The sequence below is a fragment of the Phascolarctobacterium faecium DSM 14760 genome (assembly GCF_003269275.1).
Taxonomy (GTDB): Bacteria; Bacillota; Negativicutes; order Acidaminococcales; family Acidaminococcaceae; genus Phascolarctobacterium; species Phascolarctobacterium faecium.
In genome coordinates this window covers 63,665-85,216 of the sequence record NZ_QLTS01000007.1, presented here as the reverse complement: position 1 = coordinate 85,216, position 21,552 = coordinate 63,665, and the positions used below count along the sequence as shown (strand labels likewise).

Below are 21,552 nucleotides of genomic sequence, written 5' to 3'. Positions count from 1 at the left end.
GCGTTCTTTTTATCATTTATGCTGTTGTTTACGTTCTTTACGTTTGGCACGCTTTTCTTCTTCTTCTTTTTTTGCGGCTGCACGTTTTTGATAATCCAGATAGAAAAAATACAGGCAAGCCGGTACGCCGACTGCGAAAAAACCTATCCAGCGGTTGCCTAAAAAATATTCTGTCGCCATACCGGCGGCAAAGGTTGTGAGAACTACATAAAGCATAGCGTTGCTCCTTTATAGTTTAAATAAATTTAAAAGCTTTTCACTGACGATGATATTGTTATGGGGCACTTTCTGCCAGCTGAACAACGGAAGCAGTTCTTTGGCACTGACTGGTTCAGGTGCCGGCAGCAGTCCGGCCAGGAAGGCAAGGAGGCCGATGAGCGGCTGAGGACTGGCAAAATGCTGACGAAGAAAGCCGAGATCCAGATCACGGTCGCGTTTGGAAAGACGTCTGCCATCTGCAGCCATCAGCAGTGGTACATGAATAAAAGCCGGTGGGGTAAAGCCCAGCAGCTGGTACAGATAAAGCTGCTGCGGTGTGGAACTGAGCAGGTCGCAGCCGCGGACAATTTCCGTGATGCCCATCAGGGCATCGTCGACGACCACTGCCAGTTGATAGGCGTAAACACCGTCGCTGCGCCGCAGGATGATATCGCCGCATTCAGCAGCCAGGTTCTGCGTATACGGACCATAATGTCCGTCGATAAAGCTGACAGCAGTATCAGGAAGCCGCAGCCGCTGTGCCGGGTCTTTGGTGCGGGCTTTGGCAGCAGTCTGTTCGGCTGTCAAATGGCGGCAGGTACCGGCGTATAGAATGCGTCCGTCACTTAGATGCGGTGCCTGGGCGGCGTGCAGCTCAGCCCGGTTGCAAAAGCAGGGGTAAGTCAGTCCCAGTTTTTGCAGCTGTGCAAAATAGGCGGCATAGATGTCAAAACGGCGGCTTTGATAATAGGGTGCATCTTTTCCGCCGGCGCTGCCTCCGGTATCCCATTCCAGGCCCAGCCAGTGCAGATCATCTTCTAAAAGCATGTCGCTGCCGGCAGGGCAGCGGGGCTTGTCAAGGTCTTCGATACGCAGTGTGATGGTTCCGCCCTGTTTTTTTGCTGACAGCCAGGCCAGCAGGGCGCAGAAAACATTGCCGAGGTGCATTCTGCCGCTGGGCGTAGGGGCAAAGCGCCCGCAGACGGCTTTTGCCATAAACCGACCGCTCCTTTCAGACTTTTTTATTATTGTATCACGGAGCGGGAGACAAAAAAAGGTTTGCTATAAAATAAACAGCACCTGCTGCTGAACAGGTGCTGTGAAAGTTTATTTAAAGAAAGGCCAGACGATAGGGATAACGATCATGGAAACGATAAAACTTACGAAAATCAAAGGAGTGCCAACTTTAACATAATCCATGAAACGATAGCCGCCAGGTCCTAAAACCAGTGTGTTAGGCGGTGTACCGACAGGAGTGGCATAGGCGCAGGCGATGCCGATGGTGATCGACATGACGACGGCGTGAGGGGAAGCGCCTATCTGTTGGGCAATAGCAACTCCGATTGGGCAGAGTAATGTTGCTGTTGCTGTGTTGGACATAAATTGTGTCAAAAAGCTGGATACTAAAAATAACAATGCGGCTACGAATAAGGGTGAAGGCGTGCCGCCGAGCAGGTCGACGCAGAATTTAGCCAGCAGTTTGCCGGCACCGGTTTTATCCATGGCCGATGAAACGGAGATCATACCGGCGAACAGGAAGATTGAAACCCAGTCGATGCTGGCATAAGCTTGCTTTTCAGTCAGGCAGCCGGTCAATACGGCGACGAGCGCGCCGATAACAGCCGCCATTTCCAGGGTAATGAATTTCAGGTTCAAAGCCATAACGATGACTACGCCTAAAAGGATCAGACCGGAAATAAGCTGTTTTTGAGGATTGTCATTACTGACGTCGAATTCCTGTTCGATTTCTATATCGGCGGCCGCATTGACTTTAGGCAGAAAACGGTAGCCGATGAACATCATGTACAGGGTGCCGGCGATAGCGATAGGAATACCGACCCAGGCAAATTCAAAAAATCCAAAAGGCCTGAAGCCTGCTTCGACTAAAGCGTTGGAAGCGATCAGGTTCGGCGGTGTACCGATAATAGTGAAGATGCCTCCGAAAGCGATGCCGAATGCCAGCGGCAGCAGCTGCCTGGAAGCCGGAAGCCTGGCAGCGGAGCAGATGCCCAGTACAACAGGCATCAGGCAGGCCGTCGTGCCGGTATTAGACAAAAAACCTGACAGGACAGCGCCGATGATCATGATACCCAGCATCAGGCTTTTTTCGCTGGTCCCGAATACCGAGACTACTTTTTTCCCGATGTTCTGCGCCAGCCCGGTATGGAACATTGCTGCACCGACGACGAACATGCCGGCAAATAGGAGTACTGAAGAATTGGAAAGGCCGGAAAAGACGGCTTTGGGTGTGATGAAGCCTAACAGGCCGCATGCAACGGCGCCGCCGATCGATGTGACGGCAAGCGGGATCAGTTCGGTAATGAAAAGTAAAGCAATAACAGCAAGCAGTAATAAAAATTGTACGTCCGGGGTCATGATTATCAACTCCTTCTCTCCAGAAAATAACAGTCTTGCTGAAGCTGGCAATAGACAGTACAGCAGGACAATTTATGGGTAAAAAATACCGCAAAGATAATGTGCCGCTTAAAGGTGTATGAGGTTACCTGTTAAAGGACATTATTTTGCGGTTTACAAACGAAGCTATTTTATTTTCAAAGGATGTACAGCTGACTATAAAGGAATATTTCCGTGACGTTTCGCAGGGCGGGTCTCGCGTTTGCTCTGCAGCATTTGCAGGGCGTTGATGACAGTGGGACGGGTGTTCTGCGGTTCGATGACCAGATCGACCATACCTCGCATCGCAGCCTGATATGGTGTGGCAAAGTTGTCGATGTATTCCTCAGTTTTGGCTTTTACATCAGGGTCGTTTTTGAAAATGATATTAGCTGCACCGGCAGGACCCATTACTGCTACCTCCGCAGTTGGCCAGGCTATGACCTGATCGGCACGGAGGTCCTGTGAGCACATGGCGATGTATGAACCGCCGTAGGCTTTACGGGTAATGACTGTGATCTTGGGTACAGTAGCTTCGGAATAAGCATACAGCATTTTGGCTCCGTGGCGGATAATACCGCCGTATTCCTGATTACAGCCCGGCAGGAACCCGGGAACATCTACCAGATTCAGCAGGGGGATATTGAAGGCATCGCAGAAACGGATAAAGCGTGCCGCTTTATCAGAGGCGTTGATATCAAGGCAGCCTGCCATGATTTTAGGCTGGTTGGCAATGATCCCAACAGTCTGTCCGTCCATACGGGCAAAACAGGTGATGATATTTGCAGCCCAGTATTGTTGTGATTCATAAAATTCGCCGTTGTCAACAATTGATGTGATAACGGTTTTCATATCGTAGGCCTGATTGGAATTGTCCGGCAGCAGGGTATTCAGTCTGGCGTCGATCCGCTGTGGGGCATCTCCTGTGTCGACGACAGGCACCGCTTCCAGATTATTTGAAGGCAGAAAGCTGAGAAGATAACGGATCTGCCGCAGACAGTCGCTATCATTTTCAGCAGCAAAATGCGCTACGCCGGAAGTACCGTTATGGGTCATGGCGCCGCCTAATTGTTCTTGGGTCACATCTTCGCCGGTGACGGCTTGAACAACTGCTGGGCCGGTGATGAACATTTTAGAGGTGTTTCTGACCATATAAATAAAGTCTGTCAGTGCCGGACTGTAGACTGCGCCGCCGGCTGAAGGTCCCATAATGGCCGAGATCTGCGGGATTACTCCCGAGGCCAGAGTATTATTGAAAAAAATCTTGCCATAGCCGGACATGGCATCGACAGCTTCCTGAATACGTGCTCCGCCGGAATCGTTAAGTCCGACAAGCGGCGCACCCATTTTCAGAGCCAGGTGCTGGACTTTGACGATTTTTGCGGCGTGCATTTCGCCTAAGGAACCGCCTTCGACTGTAAAATCCTGGGCAAAAACGTAGACCAGACGGCCGGAAACAGTACCATAGCCGGTTGTGACTCCTTCGCCTGGCAGCGCCTTTTGGGACTGGCCGAAATCAGTACAGCGGTGTTTGACGAAACGGTCTAATTCAACAAAGGAGTTTTCGTCCAGCAGTGAGGCGATCCTTTCCCGTGCTGTCATTTTACCGGCTGCGTGCTGTTTGGCGATACGTTTTTCCCCGCCTGCCGCTAAAACTACAGCTGTTTTCTGCAGCATTTTTTCTATTTTTACCTGGGTTGACAAGGGAAACACCTCCTGAATGGTTGGCTGTTAAAGCCAGTGTGATTTAAGAGAACTGTTTTACCGGCTGCGGTCAGTGGGTATTGGCGTTGATAAAATCGACGATATTACCGGTAGGAGTACCTGGAGTAAAGACTTCGGCTACACCGGCGGCTTTTAAACCGGGAATATCAGTATCAGGGATAACGCCGCCGCCGATAACCAGTACATCGTTTAAACCTTTGGCCCGCATTAATTCGACCACTTTCGGGAACAGGGTGTTATGTGCTCCGGAAAGCAGGCTCAGGGCGACGACCTTGACATCATCCTGCAGAGCTGCTTCAGCGATTTGTTCCGGGGTCAGTCTGATCCCGGTATAAATAACTTCAAAGCCTGCGTCACGTAAGGCGCGGGCGACGACTTTGGCGCCGCGGTCATGTCCGTCAAGGCCTGGTTTAGCTACTAAAACACGAATTTTCATTTACAACACTCCTCAATAAAATATAGTTTTTTGATTTAAGCGGCAATAAATATCTGCCTGAGTTTATTTAACCTAATTATATAAGCTGGATATTTGTTTGAAAAATATGGATGTTTGTTAGGTGAACGGGTCGAAATTGATAAGTAACAGTAAAAAATAAATGGTTAAAGGGCCGGATGATTATAAAAACTGTCTAAAACCATTCAGAGGGCAGCCTGATAGATATTCTATCCAGTAAAGTTGGTTGTTTTTATATATCCAGATATCAAAAAATATTATAATTGGATAATATTTTAATGAAAATTTACAAATAGCGGCTTTGTGATATTTTAGTAACATTGCAGGATAAGTTGACACAAAAGCGAATTATAACAGCAGGAACAATCGCAAAGAGGTGATACCATGACCGAAGAAAAAGAATTACAGCCTGTCGATATAGAGTGGGAAGCTGAAAAGATCTGCCGCTGGGGAGCAGCCCGTGCCGGTGTGATTGTAGTTGCGCCTTTGGTGGGAACAATGGCTTTGATGGCTAACGAGGTCTATATGATTATGCGCCTGGGCGAGCTGCGCGGAGTAAAGCTGGAAGAAAGTGCTGTTTTGGGACTTTTGACTTCACTGGGGGCGACTTTTGTCGGTCAGACACTGGTAACGTTGATTCCAATAGCGCCGATCCAGGTGCCGGTAGGTGTATCGGTGACTTATGCTGTAGGCAAGGCCGCTAATGCCTGGATTAAGGCCGGGCGTCCCGAAGATATTGCTGAATTCCGGGAAGTTTATGAAAGCGCCCGTAAAGAGGGAATGAAGCACAGTGAAGATTTTGAAAAAATGGATTGCAAAGACACGCCTTTGGGCGATGAAAGCAAACGTTTTGAATTGCGTGAGCTGAAGGAAGCTTTGCGAAACAAATCAGGAAATTTGTTTTCTAAAATAGAAAAACATGCTGATCGGGCGGAAACGGTTTTATCAGAAAAAATCGCGACGGTCAGTGAAAGACTGCGGCCGTTGAAAGATAAGGGGCAGATGTGGTTCTCGGCGCAGAAATGGGAGCAGCTGAGCCAGGGCGGTCTGGTAGTCCCTTATGATGAAATCGTGGATTATGTGCGTCAAAGCCTGGCCGGCAGCGAATTTACATTGCAGTCTCTGGCTTATGCCGAGCCTGATCTGCTGCGGCTGGAGCTGCAGCATACAACGCACGGCACTTTGGAGCTGCTGCTGCAGGTCGAGGTGTTTAATGTCGATGCCGAATCTGCTTTTACAAGGCTGAAGCTGGTCGATTTTGCTGTCGCAGACAATGATTTTGCGCAGCTGGTAGTGGAGCTGATGGGGAGCAAGCTGATCATGGCTATCGTAGATCTGGTGATCGACAGGGTGGATATCGATGCGGACAGTGTTACGACCAAGTATGAGCAGGGCAGTATCAGTGTCGATTTTACGGCTGCGCTGCAGCAAAGCAGGCTGCAGCAGAAAAAAGTCCTGGATCGTTCACTGTTTGATGTAGTACATTTGGTTGAGCTGGTGCCTCAGGCCGATGGCGTTCTGGTAAAAGCTAAAACTGAATGGAAATAAAACCGTTTTATAAGGTGACGCTGCTTTGGGCAGCGCCACTTATTTTTTGCGTTTTTGCCGTTTTCGGTGTAGAATATACATACCTAGCTATATATATGTATGTATAGCTACGAAGGAGGAAATTAAGTGATTCGTAAAACTTCTGCCATGGTAGAAGCGGGCATTTTGGCCGCTATCGCCATAGTTTTTGCTATTATCAGCATGTATGTGCCGGTCATCGGCAGCTTTATCAATTTTTTATGGCCCCTGCCTATCGCTATCTGCGGTATGCGCAACGGACTGCGCTGGAGCGTTATGACGCTGATAGTAGCTGATATTGCCGTAGCAGTTCTGATCAGCCCGCTGCATGCTTTTTCGCTGCTGGCTGCTTTTGGTTTAGTGGGGCTGACCTTGGGCGAGTGTATGCGCCGCGGGTATAAGCCTTTCAAGCTGATGCTGATCAGCTCGGTGGCCTGCCTGATTTCTATCGGTGCCAGTTTTTTGATTGCGCTGTATATCATGGGTATCCAGCCGGTCGATATGATGTTTACTTCATTGGAAGAGGCTGCCCGTGAGAGCGTAGGCTATTACCAGTCCATGGGAATGAGCCAGACCGAGATCGACGCAGCCGTTAAAAGCAATGCCGAGATGCTTCGGATGATGCGACTGATCATGCCGGGAGCTTTTTTCCTGTGCGCTCCTATTATTGCCTTTGTCAATTATCTGGCCGCACGTAAAATTTTGAGTAAGCTGGGAGCTGCTTTTGAGGAGTTTCCTCCTTTTACGCAATGGAACGTACCTGGCTGGATGCTGTGGCCTTATGGTATTTCGTTGCTGATGGTTTCCTATTATGTTCAGTATCCGGAAAGCCTGATGTACCATATCTCAGTTAATCTGCAGGTGATAACCAGTGTTTTCTTTGTATTGCAGGGTATTGCTTTGATCTATTGGTGGCTGGAAAAAAACAATAAACCGAAATGGTGGGGAACTGTATCGGTGGCACTGTTGTTTTTTGTCCAGATATTTTCTCAGATTATTGTGTTTGTGGGCGCGTTTGACCTGGTATTTGATTTCCGTAATCTCAGCGGGAAAAGGACTTCCAAGCGCGCATAGAGATGAGGCGAGTATATGTTTAACAAAATTTGGGATTCGCGCAGTGATATCATACCGCTGATACTGATCGTTTTTCTGACGTTCATTATCGGTTTTTACGAACCGTTATGGATACCGGTATGTATTCTGCTGATCGGCCTGCTGTATTATTACAACAAAAAAAGTCTGCGCAGTAAGGAAGTACGCTTTAACAGCTATCTGGATACGGTAGTGCGTAATATTGAGCGTACTAATCATCATGCCGTTCAGAATCTGGATATCGGGATGGCTGTTTTTGCCAAAGACGGTAAACTGCAGTGGAAAAATGAGCTGTTCAGTAAATATGTGGGTACTAAAAATCTGGAGGGCAAACGTCCGGAAGATGTTCTGCCGTTGCCGGCCAATGCGTTCGACACGCTGAGCGTGAAGGACGGAGAACGCCTGATCCAGATCGAGGACCGCTACTATAATTTGAAGCATTGCCGGGTGCAGACATCGGAAAAAGGTGAGAAAAAAGGCACGGGCCTGATGGTTTATCTGAGCGACGTGACTGATTTTGAGCTGCTGCGCCAGAAATATGATAATGAGAAGCTGTGTCTGGCCTACGTCAGGTTTGATAATTATGAAGACGTGATGAAGGGTATGAGCGAAACGACCCGCGCCAATATCAGCGGCGAGGTCAATGAAGTACTGAGCAAGTGGGCCGAGGAAGAAAACGGCTTTATCAGTCGTTCTAATAAAGAATTGTGTCTGATTGGTTTTAATCAGGCGGTCCTGCGTGATTTAATGGAGCAGAAATTCCCCGTTTTAGACAGTGTACGTGAGATCCATGTCGGCAATAAGATCACTCCGACAGTGAGCATTGGTATTGCCTGCGAAGGCGACAATCTGGAAGAACTGAGCCAGAACGCAGTCAAAGCATTGGATCTGGCGCTGGGGCGCGGAGGCGACCAGGTGGTCGTAGCCGTAGACGGCGGGACACAGTTCTTTGGCGGCACGACTACCGTAACTGCTAAAAGTACACGCGTGCGCGCACGTATCGTAGCGCATACGATCCATGAACAGATCATTGCCGCAGATAAGGTTTTCGTTATGGGGCATATGATGGAGGACTTTGATTCGATCGGCAGTGCTATCGGTGTAGCGAAAATGGCGCTGTCACTGCAGAAGGAAACTTATATCGTTGTCAGCGGCGAAACTGACGCACTGGATAAGATCAAGGAAATGCTGCAGCGTGATGAACTGAAGCTGATCCAGGATGATGAACAGTACCTGGAACTGATGCTGGAAGGACCGGAGGCAATGGCCCATATTACGCCCGGCAGCCTGCTGTTTCTGGTCGACCATCACCGGCCGATGCTGTGCGCAAGCAAAGAGGTTATGGAAGCGATCCCGAAACGGATCATTATCGACCATCATCGCCGGGCGGAAGACGCCATCAAAGAAACGGTGCTGCAATATATGGAGCCTTCTTCTTCCTCGACCAGCGAACTGGTAACGGAGCTTGTAGGCTATTTTAATGACCGTCTGGAATTTACTAAAGGCGAAGCGACCGCGCTTTATGCGGGCATCGTTGTCGATACGAAAAATTTTGCCGTACAGACTGGTGAGCGCACCTTTGAAGCGGCAGCTTTACTGCGCCGCAGCGGGGCTGACCCGACTGTGGTAAGGCAGCTGTTCAAGGACGATATGGAAACCTTCCAGATCCGTTCGCGGCTGATTGCCGAAGCAGAAAGCCCGGAACCGGGACTGATCGTTTCCGTTTATGAACAGGCTCCCAAAGAAGCGAAATCATCAGTCATAGCGGCTCAGACTGCCGACACGATGGTTGCCATCAGCGGTATTTATGTCAGTGTCGTTATCGTGGAATATGTTGACGGTTCGCTGGGCATCAGTGCCCGCAGCGACGGTACGGTCAACGTACAGATCATTATGGAAGAGCTGGGCGGCGGCGGTCATCAGACTGTGGCCGGCGTACAGCTTGACAATAAGAGGGCTGTGGATATCATGCCGCAGATCATCTCTTTGGCAAAAAAACAGTTAGAGGAGATTGATAACAATGAAAGTGATCTTACTGCAAGATATTAAAAGTTTAGGTAAAAAAGGCGATATCGTAGAAACGGCCGAAGGTTATGGCCGCAACTATCTGCTGCCTCGCAAATTAGCGAAAGAAGCCAGTGCGGCTAATTTAAATCAGGCCAAGCAGGATCAGGCCAATGCTGCCCGTCGTGCCGCACAGAAGAAAGATGAAGCTACCGTTCTGGCAGCTCAGATCGAAAAAGTGACCGTTACCTTGAAGGTACGTGTCGGTGATAATGGGAAAATGTTCGGCTCGGTTGCGTCTAAAGACGTGGCGGAAGCATTGATCGAACAGACCAAGCTGGATATCGACCGCCGGAAGATAGAACTGAAAACACCTGTTAAGGGTTTAGGCAATTATACAGCTGTAGCTAAACTGCACCCTGAGATTGCTGCGGAATTTGCCGTAGTAGTTGAAGCGGAATAAGCGAAAGACAGGGAAGGTTATGCAGGACAGAGTACCACCGCAAAATATAGAAGCCGAGCAGTCAGTGCTGGGCGCGATGCTGATCGAGAAAGAGGCTATCCCCAAGGTCATGGAGATCCTGCGGGATACTGATTTTTACCGTGAGGCGCACCGCGTCATTTTTAACGCTATGCTGGAGCTTTACAATAAGAACGAAGCTGTGGATATGATCACGGTGACGGAGATTCTGAAGCGTGACAACAAGCTGGAGGATGTGGGCGGTATCGCTTATGTCACTTCGCTGGCTAATGCTGTGCCGACTGCGGCCAACGTAACCTATCATGCGAGCATTATTGAAGAAAAATCGATTCTGCGTCAGCTGGTTTCCGTATCGACGCAGATAGCTTCGATGGGTTATGAGGCTAATGATGATGTGAAAAACATCATCGACAGTGCTGAAAGCAAGATTTTGGAGATTTCCAACCGGAAGAAGACAGCTGATTTTACGCCGATCAATGAGATCGTTCTTGATTCTTTTAAGAGTATCGAAGCGCTGATGGGCAATAAGAATGGTCTTACCGGACTGCCTACAGGCTTTGAAGATCTTGATAATCTGACCTCCGGCCTGCATGGCAGTGATTTTATCATCCTTGCGGCCCGTCCTTCCATGGGTAAAACTGCTTTTGCGCTCAATGTGGTACAGAATGTGGCGATCCGAGCTGCCAAAAAGGTTGGCGGAGCTCCGAAAACAGTTGCTTTTTTCAGCCTGGAAATGAGCAAGGAGCAGCTTGTACAGCGTATGCTCTGCGCCGAAGCCAACATTGATTCGCAGCGTCTGCGTATCGGCGAGCTGCGTGATGAAGATTGGGCGATGCTCATCAATACGGCAGATACGCTTTCCAGTGCTAATATCTATATCGACGATACAGCAGGTATCACTGCCATGGATATGAGGTCGCGCGCCCGCCGGCTGAAAGCCGAACACGGTCTTGATCTGATCGTAGTCGATTATCTGCAGCTGATGCAGGGCAGCGGTAAAAAGAACAACAGCGGTGACCGGCAGCAGGAGGTTTCAGAGATCTCACGTTCGTTGAAAGCGCTGGCCCGTGAGCTTGATGTTCCGGTCATTGCTTTATCGCAGCTGAGCCGCAGCGTCGAAGCGCGTCAGGTCAAACGTCCGATGCTGTCTGACCTGCGTGAGTCTGGTTCTTTGGAGCAGGATGCGGATATTGTAGCCTTTTTATATCGTGAAGATTACTATAATCCGGAAACGGAGAATAAAAATATTACCGAACTGATCATCGCTAAGCACCGTAACGGCCCTGTCGATACGGTCAATCTGTTCTTCCACAAACAATATACCAAATTTGTGGGACTCAGTAAGCGTAAGGAGTAAACTCAGACCTGTGAGCAGATGAGAAGGAGGCGGCGCGTGGAAATATGGATGGAGCAGCTGATGGCTTTTTTGCAGAAGCATTGGCAGTTTACTATCATCGGCTGCGGCCTGCTGATTTTTATCGGCGCGCTTTTAAACTGGCGTTGGGTCTGCGAATTTGACCACAGGCGGGTGCGCCCGTTTGCCTTTGATACGCTGGTACATGATTTTTTCGGCGATCAGGGGTATCGTTTTCTGATGGGTATCAGTGGACTGGTCATTATTTTGTGTGGTCTGGTATTTTTATTTTTGTCATAAATAATGGAGCGCTTTAAAGAAAAACAGCGTGAACGCCTGTGATAACAGGTTTTCACGCTGTTGTTTATTTTACGAATGTTTTAAATAAATTTGTAAAAAATGTTCAGTAGTATTGCAGTGAAGAACTGAAAATGTTATGATATGAGAGGATAAAAAAGTTTATTTATAAGAGAGGAAGAACGCAAGCAGGCCTTCTTCCTATTCTTATTGCAAAAAACACCGATTTTACGGGGGGAAACAAAAAAATGATCGAACGTTATACTCATCCCGAGATGGGTCATATCTGGACTTTGGAAAACGAATTCCGAACAATGCTGCAGGTAGAAATTCTGGCCTGCGAGGCGATGAACAAACTGGGCATCGTTCCTGATGACGCATTGAAGGATATTCAGACTAAAGCTGATTTCCGCATCGAACGCATCAAAGAAATCGAAGCTGTCACCAACCATGACATCATTGCTTTTCTGACAAATGTGGCCGAATATGTGGGCGATTCTTCCAAATACATCCATAAAGGCCTGACCTCCAGCGATGTCAAGGACACCGCTTTGGGTGTGATGATGAAACAGTCTGCCGACCTTTTACTGAGTCATCTGGAAAAATTCCATGCTGTCCTGAAACGCCGTGCCGCTGAACACAAGCATACGATTATGATCGGTCGTACTCATGGCATCCATGCCGAGCCGATGACCTTCGGACTGAAGTTTGCGCTGTGGATGGATGAGACAGAGCGCAATATCGAACGGTTGAAGCAGGCGCGTGATTTTATTGCGGTCGGTAAGCTTTCGGGTGCAGTCGGCACTTACTCCAATATTGACCCGTTTATTGAAGAATATGTTTGTGAAAAATTAGGTATCAAGGCTGCCCGTCTGGCTACCCAGGTCATCCAGCGCGACCGCCATGCCGATTTTCTGACTACTTTGGCGATCATTGGTTCCTCTCTTGATAAAATGGCTACGGAAATCCGTAATCTGCAGCGCACGGACATTCGTGAAGCTGAAGAATATTTTGCTCCTGGGCAAAAAGGCTCCTCGGCGATGCCGCATAAACGTAATCCCATCACCTGCGAAAAAATCTCCGGTATGGCACGTTTGCTGAGAGGGTATGCCGTTGCTGCGCTGGAAGATGTCGCCTTGTGGCACGAACGCGATATTTCCCACTCTTCTGTGGAACGTGTGATTTTACCGGATGCTACTATCGCGCTGGATCATATGCTGCGTAAATTTACCGGTATCGTTGACAAGCTGCTGGTTTATCCGGAAGCGATGATGGCGAACCTGAACAAAACCGGCGGCCTGATCTTCAGCCAGAATCTGCTGATCGCACTGGTCAGCAAGGGCGTGCTGCGTGAAGACGCTTATAAATGGGTGCAGCGCAACGCTATGGCCCGCTGGCTTGAAGGCGCTGATTTTAAGACCAACGTGGAAATGGATGCGGATATCCAAAAATATCTCTCCAAAGAAGAAATCGAAGCTTGCTTCGATCCTAAACCCATGCTGCGTCATGTAGATTTGATTATGTCCCGCTTCGGATTATGATTTAGATAAGGAGATGCTCACATGTCATCTGTTGTAGTTATTGGTGCCCAATGGGGCGATGAAGGTAAAGGTAAGATTGTTGATTATTTGGCACAGAAAGCCGATGCCGTCGTACGTTATTCCGGCGGTTCCAACGCAGGTCATACGGTAGTCGTCAATGACGTTTCCTATAAACTGCGTCTGCTTCCCTCCGGTGTTTTGTACAGTGATAAGACTAATGTGCTGGGTAACGGCGTCGTTATCAACCCCGGCGTAGTTCTGCATGAAATTGCTGATATGAAGGCTAAAGGCATCAGCTGCGACAATCTGGTCATTTCTGACCGTGCGCATGTGGTGCTGCCTTACCATGCCCGTCTGGATGAACTGCAGGAAGCAGCTTTGGGCTGTAATAAGATCGGTACGACCAAAGGCGGTATTGGCCCCTGCTATATGGATAAGGTTGCCCGTACCGGCATCCGCATCTGTGATTTGATGGAACCCGATACTTTTGCAGAAAAGCTGAAAATCAACCTGGAAGCCAAAAATGCCATTATTACTAAAATTTATGGCGGCGAACCTTTTGATTATGAAACTATGCTGCAGGAATTTTTGGCTTATGCCGAAGAGCTGCGGCCGTATATTGCCGATACCGGCGTAGTTTTAGACGAAATTTTCAGCGAGGGTAAAAACGTGCTGTTTGAAGGCGCGCAGGCTACTTTCCTTGATATCGATCATGGTACTTATCCGTATGTTACCAGCTCGAACCCGACTGCCGGCAATGCCAGCACCGGCAGCGGCATCGGCCCCCGTTATATCGACCATGTGGTGGGCGTAGTCAAGGCTTATACGACACGCGTCGGCGAAGGTCCCTTTGTTACTGAGCTGCTTGATACTGACGGACCCGGGCATCAGATCCGTGAAACAGGCCATGAATACGGTACCGTTACCGGACGTCCCCGCCGCTGTGGCTGGCTTGATGCTTTCATGCTCAAATATTCCGCACGTCTGAACAGCCTGGACTGCCTGGCAGTGACCCGTTTGGATATTCTCGATAAAATGCCGAAGATCAAAATGTGCGTCGGCTACAAGATCGACGGACAGGAAATCAAACAGATTCCTGCCAGCCTGAACGTTCTGGCAAAGGTTGAACCGGTTTTTGAAGAGTTTGAAGGCTGGCTGACTGATATTACGTCTATCCGCACCTTTGACGAGCTGCCTGTTCAGGCGAAAACTTATCTGAACCGTCTGAGTGAGGTTGCCGGTGTCGAACTGGGTATTGTTTCCGTAGGTCCGGAACGTGAACAGACTATCGTACTGAAAAAATTGCTGTAAATCAAAAATTTAAACCGTCAGATTTTTTCTGACGGTTTTTATATTTTTGAAAATTATTTCTTGACAGAACAGTGAAAGGTAGTTATAATTATATCGTTGTCAAGTTGGCTTGAAACTTGATAACTATGTGATCCACTAGCTCAGTCGGTAGAGCACCTGACTTTTAATCAGGGTGTCCCGCGTTCGAGTCGCGGGTGGATCACCATTTTTTTTGTCTGGATGTTTGCCTGATGAAATAAAATCCCGCTTCTTATGACAGAAGCGGGATTTTTTGTTTATGCGGGCCTAAAGTAAAGCCTGCCGCAGTTTTTGTACCAGTACTGCTGGTTCCGGGCAGGTCATCAGGCTGCTCATCAGACAGGCGCCGGCGGCGCCTGTTTTTTTTATCTGTCCGATATTGGCAGGAGTGATCCCGCCGATAGCGTAGACGGGCAGGGATGTAGCGGCGCAGACGGCGCTGAGAAAATCAAGACCGCGTCCGGGCAGCCCCTGCTTGCAGTTTGTAGCAAAGATATGCCCGGCTATTAAATAATCGGCGCCCAAGTCAGCGGCACGTACCGCTTCGTCAGCATGGTGGATGGAAACGCCCAGGCATTGTACCTGTGCCCGCAGCTGAGGCTGGCATAGGAGCTGCTGATAGCTTACCTGCAGTCCATACGTATCAAGCCGGCGGCAGATGTCCTGATAAGTATGCAGGATCAGCGGCAGCTGATGTGTCCGGCAGATTTTCTGCACCTGTGAGGCCTGCCGATAATATTCCTGCGGCGGTAATTCTTTGGCACGGAAAATAAGAGCGTCGATTTCAGAAGCAGCTAAAAGCTGGAGCTGCGTCCAAAAATTTTCAGGACAGGAAGCTTGGTCGGTAACGGCGAGCAGCTTAAACATAGACATAATCACTCATGACCGGCTGCAGTCCTCGATTCGTCAGCATTGCGCAGATTTCACGGACGGTACGGCTATCGTCGATCAGGAACTGTTCGTCGCCTTTGCTCTGCTGGCTGTGACCGCCGATGCCAACTTCAACGCCGGCAGAAATTTTAGTTGCAGCAAGTCCGACTACGTTATCGCGGAAACGGGCGCATTCACGGGAGGAAATAGTGAGGGAGGCAAAGGGCATAAAGATGCGGTAGGCGCAGATGATCTGCAGCAGCTGCCGCTCATGGACGTCTTTGGGATTGATCTGCTCATTGTTGATGATGGGGCGCAGGCGCGGACAGGAAAAAGCGATCTCGGCCTGAGGGTATTTACGTTGGAGCAGATAAGCATGCAGACCTGTTGCCAAAGCGTCACGGCGAAAATCATCCAGTCCCAGCAGAGCGGCAAAGCCAACTCCGCGCATTCCGCCCTGTAAAGCCCGTTCCTGTGCATTAAAACGATAGGGGAAAATACGTTTACGTCCGCCCAGATGCAGCTGACCGTATTTATCAGGGGCGTAGGTTTCCTGGAAAACGGTGACGAAGTCAGCTCCGCATTGATGCAGATAGGCATAATCACTGCTGTCCATGGGGTAGACCTCAAGACCGACAACACGAAAATATTTGCGGGCCAGCCGGCAGGCTGCACCAATATACTGTACGTCGCTCATAGTCGGGCTTTCCCCGGTCAGGATCAGGATTTCTTCCAGGCCCTGAGCGGCAATAGCCTGCATTTCCGTTTCTATTTCAGCGGCAGTAAGCTTGGCGCGTTTGATATTGTTGTAGCAGTTAAAGCCGCAGTAGATGCAGTGATTTTCGCAGTAGTTGGCGATATAAAGCGGGGTGAACAGATTGACGGCATTACCGAAATGTTTACGTGTTTCTGCCTGTGCCCTTTGTGCCAGCTGTTCCAGAAATGGTGCTGCGGCCGGCGCGAGCAGTGCGGCGAATGCTTCAGGCGTCAGGTGATCCTGAAGCAGGGCCTGTTTCACGTCGTCCGCCGTATAAACAGTTTCGTCGTAAGCTGCACGGGCGGCCAGCACCTGTTCCATAATAGCTGACGAGGTTATTTCCATATCCGGCTGATAAGCCATCGGATCGGTATGCTGATCGATTTTCATATTCATATCACCTGTCTTCCAAAAAGCCTGTCAGAGGCGATGAAGCAGCCGCACCCTGCTCTAAAACACGTCCCGGCCCGGCTAAGTAAGCGGCACGCCCTGCTTCAACAGCCTGCTTGAAGGCTGCAGCCATCAGAGGGATATCGCCGGCTGTAGCGATGGCGGTATTGACCATGACGGCAGCGGCACCCATTTCCATGGCTTCACAGGCCTGGGAGGGGCGGCCAATCCCGGCGTCGACGATAACAGGCAGTGCTATCTCATCAATAATGATCTTGATAAAATCGCGGGTTGCCAGCCCTTTGTTGGAACCGATCGGCGCTCCCAGGGGCATGATCGAGGCTGCGCCTGCGTCACGCAGATCTCGGGCGGTGTTAAGGTCGGGATACATATAAGGCATGACGATAAAGCCTTCTTTAGCGAGGATTTCCGTTGCCCTGATCGTTGCCTGATTGTCCGGCAGCAGATATTTAGAATCACGGATGATCTCCAGTTTGATAAAATCGCCGCAGCCGCAGGCACGGGCCAGCCTGGCTATGCGTATTGCTTCTTCAGCAGTACGGGCACCTGAGGTGTTGGGCAGCAGTGTGATGCCTGAGGGAATAAAATCGAGGATATTGTCCTGCTGCGATTGAGCGCGCCTCAGCGCTAAGGTGATGATTTGCGCCCCGGCCTGTTCGGCAGCGGCTTTGATCAGCGGAAGCGAATATTTGCCGCTGCCAAGAATAAAGCGGGAGCTGAAGCTGTAGCTGCCTAAAATAAGTTTATCTTCTTGCATCGTAGTTTAAAATTCTCCTTTTGTTTAAGGTGTGGTGAAGCCCAGCGCCAGTCTCATGACCATGGTCGCCGCATGGGCGGCACAGACGCTGACGCGCGGGGCCAGCAGGCTGCCGTCCGCGGCAATATCGGCAGTACCGTCGCCGCACAGGTAGAAACGGTTCAGCCTGCGGCTGGTAGTAATAGCATTGGCGCTGCCAGCGCCCGCCATGCCGGAACAAACGATCAGTTTTGCCTGCGGCAGCCGCTGCAGGACGGTTTCTGTCAGCATGGCCTTTTGTTCAGGGTCGTCAAAAGCTTCGCAGATGATATTACAGCCGGCAAAAATTTCCGGGATATTCTGCGGCGTGAGCTTTAGAAAGTGCGGCTCGTAGCATAAATAGGGATTGATCTGCAGCAGCTGTTCTGTCAAGGCTTCGGGTTTAGGTCTGCCGATATCACAGAGTCGGTAGCTTTGCCGGTTGAGATTACTGATCTCGACCCGATCGCAGTCGGCGAGGATCAGGTATCCGATGCCCAGGCGCGTCAGCTGGACGGCAATGTTGGAGCCCAGCCCGCCTAAACCGGCGATACCGACACTGGCGGTGTACAAATGCTGCTGGCGTTCCTGTCCGTGCCGTTCAACCAGTGCTGCTGAAAGCTGTTGCCTGGTGATTTGTTTAGTCATTTTTAACCTCCGCCCACAAACTGTACAACTTCGATGGTATCACTGTCGGCGAGCTGCACTTTGCTGAAATCGCTGCGGCAGATGATTTTACCGTTGAGTTCGACGGCGACGCGGGCAACGTCAAAACCCTGCTGCGCCAATAATTGCGACAAGGTGCTGCCTGCAGCGGTGCTGATTGGTTGACCGTTGATTTGCATAGGGAACCCTCCTTGAAGAAAAATAAAAAAAGGCGCCACAAAAAGCTACACCCGTGGTGGTGTACCCCTTTGTGACGCCTTACGGCTTCACTCTTTTTTTAGCATAGCATCTGCAGGTCAATACTGTCAAGAGCTTGGCAGATACTAAAACCATGCTTTTTTTAATTGCAGCAGTGCCGGTCGGATGTCGTTTTCCTGAATACCGACAAAAGAAATCAGGATCTCTGGTAAATTACCGTTGCTGTCGTAAACCGGCAGGATCCGGACGCCGTTTTCCAGTGCCAGTTCGGACAGGGTATCGGCAGTTTGCTGCGTGACGACAGCCAGGCGCAGATGCAGACCGGATTCATAGGCTCGTACAATGACTCTGCTGCCGAAGATTTCCGTTAAAGCTTGCCGCAGCAGTGTGTTTTTATTACTGTAGAGCCTGCGCAGTCGTTTAACGTGGCGGCGCAGTGCGCCGGCGGCAATAAAGTCGGCCAGTGCCAGCTGTTCGATCGTAGAAGACGTTTGGTTATAAAGGTGTCCCAGCTGGCGGTAACGGTCTAACAGCAGCGGCGGCAATACCATGTAAGAAATACGCAGGGAAGGCAGCAGCAGCCGCGAAAAAGAACCAAGATAGATAACTGTACGGCCATCACTCATGCCCTGCAGTGAGGATACCGGCCGGCCGAAATAACGGAACTCGCCGTTATAGTCATCTTCCAGCAGATAGGTCTGCTGCTGCGTTGCCCAGCGCAGCAGGTTCAGTCTTTGCTGCGGCGAGAGCGAGCGGCCTTTATAGGGATTGGAAGGGCTGACGTAAAGCAGCCTGGGCAGGGAAGTCTCTAACTGGTCGGTGCTGAAATGCCGTACCTGCCAGCCATGCGAAGTAAAAAGCCGCTCTGCCTGGGCAAAGCCTGGCGCTTCCAGAGCAATACTGGTGATATCTGGCTGTAGAATGTCGATCAGGATCTGCAGCAGGCTTTGCACACCGGCGCCGATCACGATCTGTTCGGGGCTGCAGATAACGCCGCGGGCCACCGAGCTGTATTTGGCCAGTGTACGGCGCAGTTCTGTTTCACCCTGCGGCTCGCCATAGCCGGAAAGCAGGTGTTTATTTTTTAAGGCACGGTTCAGATAGCGCCGCCAAAGCTCGGAGGGAAAAGAAGCGGGATCGATATAATTATTGGCAAAGTTATAACGTACGGCAGGCGGTTCGATACTTTGTGTCACAGGCGCGTCGCTGTGCTTTCTCAGGCCTGACAGTGCTGCTGCAAAATAACCGCGCTTAGGTTCGTTTTGCAGATAACCGTCGGCAACCAGCTGATTGTAAGCGTTTTCGACAGTCGTGCGGCTTATCTGCAGCGCTGCTGAGAGCCTGCGCACAGACGGAAGTCTGTCGCCGACTGCGATCTGGTCATTGTAGAGCTGGTTTTTGATAGAGTCAATGATCTGGGTATATAAAGGCGTGTCGGTCTGTTTGTCAAGTTTAAGATTAGTCAAAAGCATAAAACTGTCCCCTTTAGAAAAATAGTTTCTGGCTATTTATTGCTGTACAGAATTATTGTATCATAAAAACTGTCGTTAACGAAAGCAAGTTTTTAGGAGGAATAAAGATGACAGATAGACAAATTTTAAATCGTAATTTAGCACAGATGCTCAAAGGCGGCGTAATCATGGATGTCACCAATGCCCAAGAGGCTGAAATTGCCGAAGCTGCAGGCGCAGTAGCTGTTATGGCGTTGGAACGTGTGCCTTCTGATATTCGCAGGGATGGCGGCGTTGCCAGAATGAGCGACCCGAAGCTTATTAAAGAGATCAAAAGCGCCGTATCGATTCCGGTAATGGCCAAGGTCAGGATCGGTCACATTGTGGAAGCGGAGATTCTGGAGGCGCTGGGAATAGATTATATCGATGAAAGTGAAGTTCTGACACCGGCCGATGATTTATATCATCTCGACAAGCATGCTTTTAAGAGCCCTTTTGTCTGCGGTGCCCGCAATCTGGGCGAAGCACTGCGCCGCATCGGTGAGGGAGCGGCAATGATCCGCACGAAGGGAGAGGCTGGTACCGGCAATGTGGTAGAAGCAGTGCGGCATATGCGGACGATGATGGGACAGATAAGATTGCTGCAGAATCTGCCGCGGGAGGAATGGATGAGCTTTGCCAAAGAACAGGGAGCGCCGTATGAACTGGTGGCAGAAGTCGCTGCGGGCGGCAGGCTGCCGGTAGTTAATTTTGCCGCCGGCGGTATTGCTACGCCTGCAGATGCGGCCCTGATGATGAAGCTTGGCAGCGAAGGTGTTTTTGTCGGGTCAGGTATTTTCCGCAGCGGCGATCCGGCTAAGCGCGCCAAGGCGATCGTACTGGCGACCAGCTATTATAACGATCCTAAAATCGTAGCCGAAGTATCAGAAGATCTGGGCGAGGCCATGAGCGGTATCGATATCAAAACTATACCGGCGGAACAAACCTTTGCGGAGCGTGGCTGGTAATGCAGAGTGTAGGCGTACTGGCACTGCAGGGGTCATTTTCTGAGCATCTGACTAAACTGGCGCAGCTGACGGAGGTTTTGCCGGTTGCCGTAAAAACGGCTGCTGATTTAGAGCAGGTGGACAGATTGATCCTTCCCGGTGGTGAAAGCACTGCTATCAGCAGACTTTTACAGCGAACGGGACTGTCTGAGCTTTTAAAACGGAGGGTGAAAGAGGGGCTGCCTGTCTGGGGGACCTGTGCGGGGCTGATTCTGCTGGCAAAAAATATTGTCGGTGAACAGCCGCATTTAGGGGTGATGGATATTACCGTGCGCCGTAATGCGTATGGCAGTCAGCTCAACAGTTTCAGCTGCAGGCAGTTGCTGCCTGCTTTGGGGACAGAACCGCTGCCACTGGTATTTATCAGAGCTCCGTGGATAGAAAGGGTTGGCGAACAGACAGAAATTTTGGGGGAGTATGCAGGGCATATCATAGCTGCCCGGCAAGGAAAGCTGCTGGCGACCAGTTTTCACCCGGAATTGACAGACAGCGATGCTGTCTATCGTTATTTTCTGCAGCTGTAAAAATAAAAAAACGGAGTCTGCACAGCAGGCTCCGTTTTTATGTGCGGAATGCTTAAACCTTATGTTTGACATGATCCAGCGCCTGGGCAAACAGCGTCAGGACGTGTTCGTCGTCCAGCGAATAAATGACTTCTTTGCCGGACTTGGAAAACTTGACCAGCTGAGCATGGCGCAGCTGCCGCAGCTGATGAGAAATAGCAGAATGGGTCATATCCAGCATTTCGGCGATATTACTGACGCACATATCCTCGTGGGAGAGCAGTTCTAAAATTTTAATGCGGGTCGGGTCACCTAAAACCTTGAATATTTCCGCCATCGGCTGTACATATTTATCGGCCAGCTGGGGGTGGATTCTGGCGCTGTGTCCGCAGGAATCGCAGATCACAGTATTGTTAGTTTTATTTTCGCTCATGTTGGGG

At 50.0% G+C, this 21,552-nt stretch carries 22 protein-coding genes and 1 tRNA gene; 11 read left to right on the top strand and 12 right to left on the bottom strand.

Annotated features, from left to right (window positions below):
* Positions 1-12: 12 nt before the first annotated feature.
* From C8D73_RS08385 to C8D73_RS08365, 5 genes are all read right to left on the bottom strand, one after another.
* A complete protein-coding gene (locus tag C8D73_RS08385) occupies positions 13-216 on the bottom strand; it encodes a hypothetical protein (protein ID WP_113077901.1) in 204 nt (67 codons plus the stop codon).
* Between the two features lie 12 nt (positions 217-228).
* Positions 229-1,194 carry a tRNA glutamyl-Q(34) synthetase GluQRS gene (gene gluQRS / locus C8D73_RS08380; protein ID WP_113077900.1) on the bottom strand — a complete coding sequence of 322 codons (966 nt, stop codon included), beginning with the start codon at positions 1,192-1,194 and terminating at the stop codon, positions 229-231.
* 111 nt (positions 1,195-1,305) lie between these two features.
* Positions 1,306-2,574 (bottom strand): SLC13 family permease, encoded by a 1,269-nt coding sequence (locus C8D73_RS08375; RefSeq protein ID WP_021717760.1) that lies wholly within the window; start codon positions 2,572-2,574, stop codon positions 1,306-1,308.
* A 195-nt stretch (positions 2,575-2,769) separates the two neighbouring features.
* Positions 2,770-4,269: a methylmalonyl-CoA decarboxylase subunit alpha gene (gene mmdA / locus C8D73_RS08370; RefSeq protein ID WP_113077920.1), complete on the bottom strand. Its 1,500-nt coding sequence runs from the start codon at positions 4,267-4,269 to the stop codon at positions 2,770-2,772.
* A gap of 97 nt (positions 4,270-4,366) precedes the next feature.
* Positions 4,367-4,753, bottom strand: coding sequence for a cobalamin B12-binding domain-containing protein (locus C8D73_RS08365; protein WP_021717758.1), 387 nt, complete (start codon positions 4,751-4,753; stop codon positions 4,367-4,369).
* A 402-nt stretch (positions 4,754-5,155) separates the two neighbouring features.
* Between C8D73_RS08365 and C8D73_RS11295 the strand changes: the two genes are divergently transcribed.
* The 9 genes from C8D73_RS11295 (at position 5,156) to C8D73_RS08320 (ending at position 14,622) form a co-directional block, all read left to right on the top strand.
* A complete protein-coding gene (locus C8D73_RS11295; RefSeq protein WP_211305804.1) occupies positions 5,156-6,319 on the top strand; it encodes a hypothetical protein in 1,164 nt (387 codons plus the stop codon).
* A 126-nt stretch (positions 6,320-6,445) separates the two neighbouring features.
* Positions 6,446-7,411: a YybS family protein gene (locus C8D73_RS08355; protein ID WP_021717756.1), complete on the top strand. Its 966-nt coding sequence runs from the start codon at positions 6,446-6,448 to the stop codon at positions 7,409-7,411.
* 15 nt (positions 7,412-7,426) lie between these two features.
* Positions 7,427-9,478 (top strand): DHH family phosphoesterase, encoded by a 2,052-nt coding sequence (locus C8D73_RS08350; RefSeq protein WP_021717755.1) that lies wholly within the window; start codon positions 7,427-7,429, stop codon positions 9,476-9,478.
* Positions 9,450-9,896 carry a 50S ribosomal protein L9 gene (gene rplI, locus C8D73_RS08345; RefSeq protein WP_021717754.1) on the top strand — a complete coding sequence of 149 codons (447 nt, stop codon included), beginning with the start codon at positions 9,450-9,452 and terminating at the stop codon, positions 9,894-9,896. Before C8D73_RS08350 ends, rplI begins: the two co-directional genes overlap by 29 nt.
* Positions 9,897-9,915: 19 nt before the next feature.
* Complete coding sequence (gene dnaB / locus C8D73_RS08340) at positions 9,916-11,271, top strand: replicative DNA helicase (RefSeq protein WP_021717753.1); 1,356 nt, start codon at positions 9,916-9,918, stop codon at positions 11,269-11,271.
* Positions 11,272-11,307: 36 nt separating this feature from the next.
* A complete protein-coding gene (locus tag C8D73_RS08335) occupies positions 11,308-11,568 on the top strand; it encodes an Imm17 family immunity protein (protein ID WP_021717752.1) in 261 nt (86 codons plus the stop codon).
* Between the two features lie 245 nt (positions 11,569-11,813).
* Positions 11,814-13,106 carry an adenylosuccinate lyase gene (gene purB, locus C8D73_RS08330; protein WP_113077899.1) on the top strand — a complete coding sequence of 431 codons (1,293 nt, stop codon included), beginning with the start codon at positions 11,814-11,816 and terminating at the stop codon, positions 13,104-13,106.
* A gap of 21 nt (positions 13,107-13,127) precedes the next feature.
* A complete protein-coding gene (locus C8D73_RS08325) occupies positions 13,128-14,417 on the top strand; it encodes an adenylosuccinate synthase (protein ID WP_113077898.1) in 1,290 nt (429 codons plus the stop codon).
* A gap of 129 nt (positions 14,418-14,546) precedes the next feature.
* Positions 14,547-14,622 (top strand) — tRNA-Lys (locus tag C8D73_RS08320).
* 80 nt (positions 14,623-14,702) lie between these two features.
* Here the strand turns inward: C8D73_RS08320 and C8D73_RS08315 are convergent.
* The 6 genes from C8D73_RS08315 to pdxR all read right to left on the bottom strand — a co-directional run bounded on the left by C8D73_RS08315 (position 14,703) and on the right by pdxR (position 19,584).
* Positions 14,703-15,302 carry a thiamine phosphate synthase gene (locus C8D73_RS08315; protein ID WP_170123194.1) on the bottom strand — a complete coding sequence of 200 codons (600 nt, stop codon included), beginning with the start codon at positions 15,300-15,302 and terminating at the stop codon, positions 14,703-14,705.
* A complete protein-coding gene (gene thiH, locus C8D73_RS08310; RefSeq protein WP_113077896.1) occupies positions 15,295-16,458 on the bottom strand; it encodes a 2-iminoacetate synthase ThiH in 1,164 nt (387 codons plus the stop codon). The genes C8D73_RS08315 and thiH overlap by 8 nt, the downstream gene beginning before the upstream one ends.
* Position 16,459: 1 nt before the next feature.
* Positions 16,460-17,230, bottom strand: a complete 771-nt coding sequence (locus tag C8D73_RS08305; RefSeq protein WP_113077895.1) for a thiazole synthase — start codon at positions 17,228-17,230, stop codon at positions 16,460-16,462.
* A gap of 24 nt (positions 17,231-17,254) precedes the next feature.
* Positions 17,255-17,896 carry a sulfur carrier protein ThiS adenylyltransferase ThiF gene (thiF, locus tag C8D73_RS08300; protein ID WP_113077894.1) on the bottom strand — a complete coding sequence of 214 codons (642 nt, stop codon included), beginning with the start codon at positions 17,894-17,896 and terminating at the stop codon, positions 17,255-17,257.
* A gap of 2 nt (positions 17,897-17,898) precedes the next feature.
* A complete protein-coding gene (gene thiS, locus C8D73_RS08295; RefSeq protein ID WP_113077893.1) occupies positions 17,899-18,093 on the bottom strand; it encodes a sulfur carrier protein ThiS in 195 nt (64 codons plus the stop codon).
* A gap of 144 nt (positions 18,094-18,237) precedes the next feature.
* On the bottom strand, positions 18,238-19,584 hold the full coding sequence (pdxR, locus tag C8D73_RS08290) for a MocR-like pyridoxine biosynthesis transcription factor PdxR (RefSeq protein ID WP_113077892.1): 1,347 nt from the start codon (positions 19,582-19,584) through the stop codon (positions 18,238-18,240).
* A 107-nt stretch (positions 19,585-19,691) separates the two neighbouring features.
* On the opposite strand from pdxR, the gene pdxS reads away from it, so the two are divergent.
* Together pdxS and pdxT are read left to right on the top strand one after the other, a co-directional pair.
* Entirely contained in the window at positions 19,692-20,570 is an 879-nt protein-coding gene (pdxS, locus tag C8D73_RS08285) for a pyridoxal 5'-phosphate synthase lyase subunit PdxS (protein ID WP_113077891.1), read from the top strand.
* On the top strand, positions 20,570-21,133 hold the full coding sequence (gene pdxT, locus C8D73_RS08280; RefSeq protein ID WP_113077890.1) for a pyridoxal 5'-phosphate synthase glutaminase subunit PdxT: 564 nt from the start codon (positions 20,570-20,572) through the stop codon (positions 21,131-21,133). The genes pdxS and pdxT overlap by 1 nt, the downstream gene beginning before the upstream one ends.
* 52 nt (positions 21,134-21,185) lie before the next feature.
* On the opposite strand, the gene C8D73_RS08275 is transcribed toward pdxT, so the two are convergent.
* On the bottom strand, positions 21,186-21,545 hold the full coding sequence (locus C8D73_RS08275) for an ArsR/SmtB family transcription factor (protein ID WP_113077889.1): 360 nt from the start codon (positions 21,543-21,545) through the stop codon (positions 21,186-21,188).
* Positions 21,546-21,552: the final 7 nt, after the last annotated feature.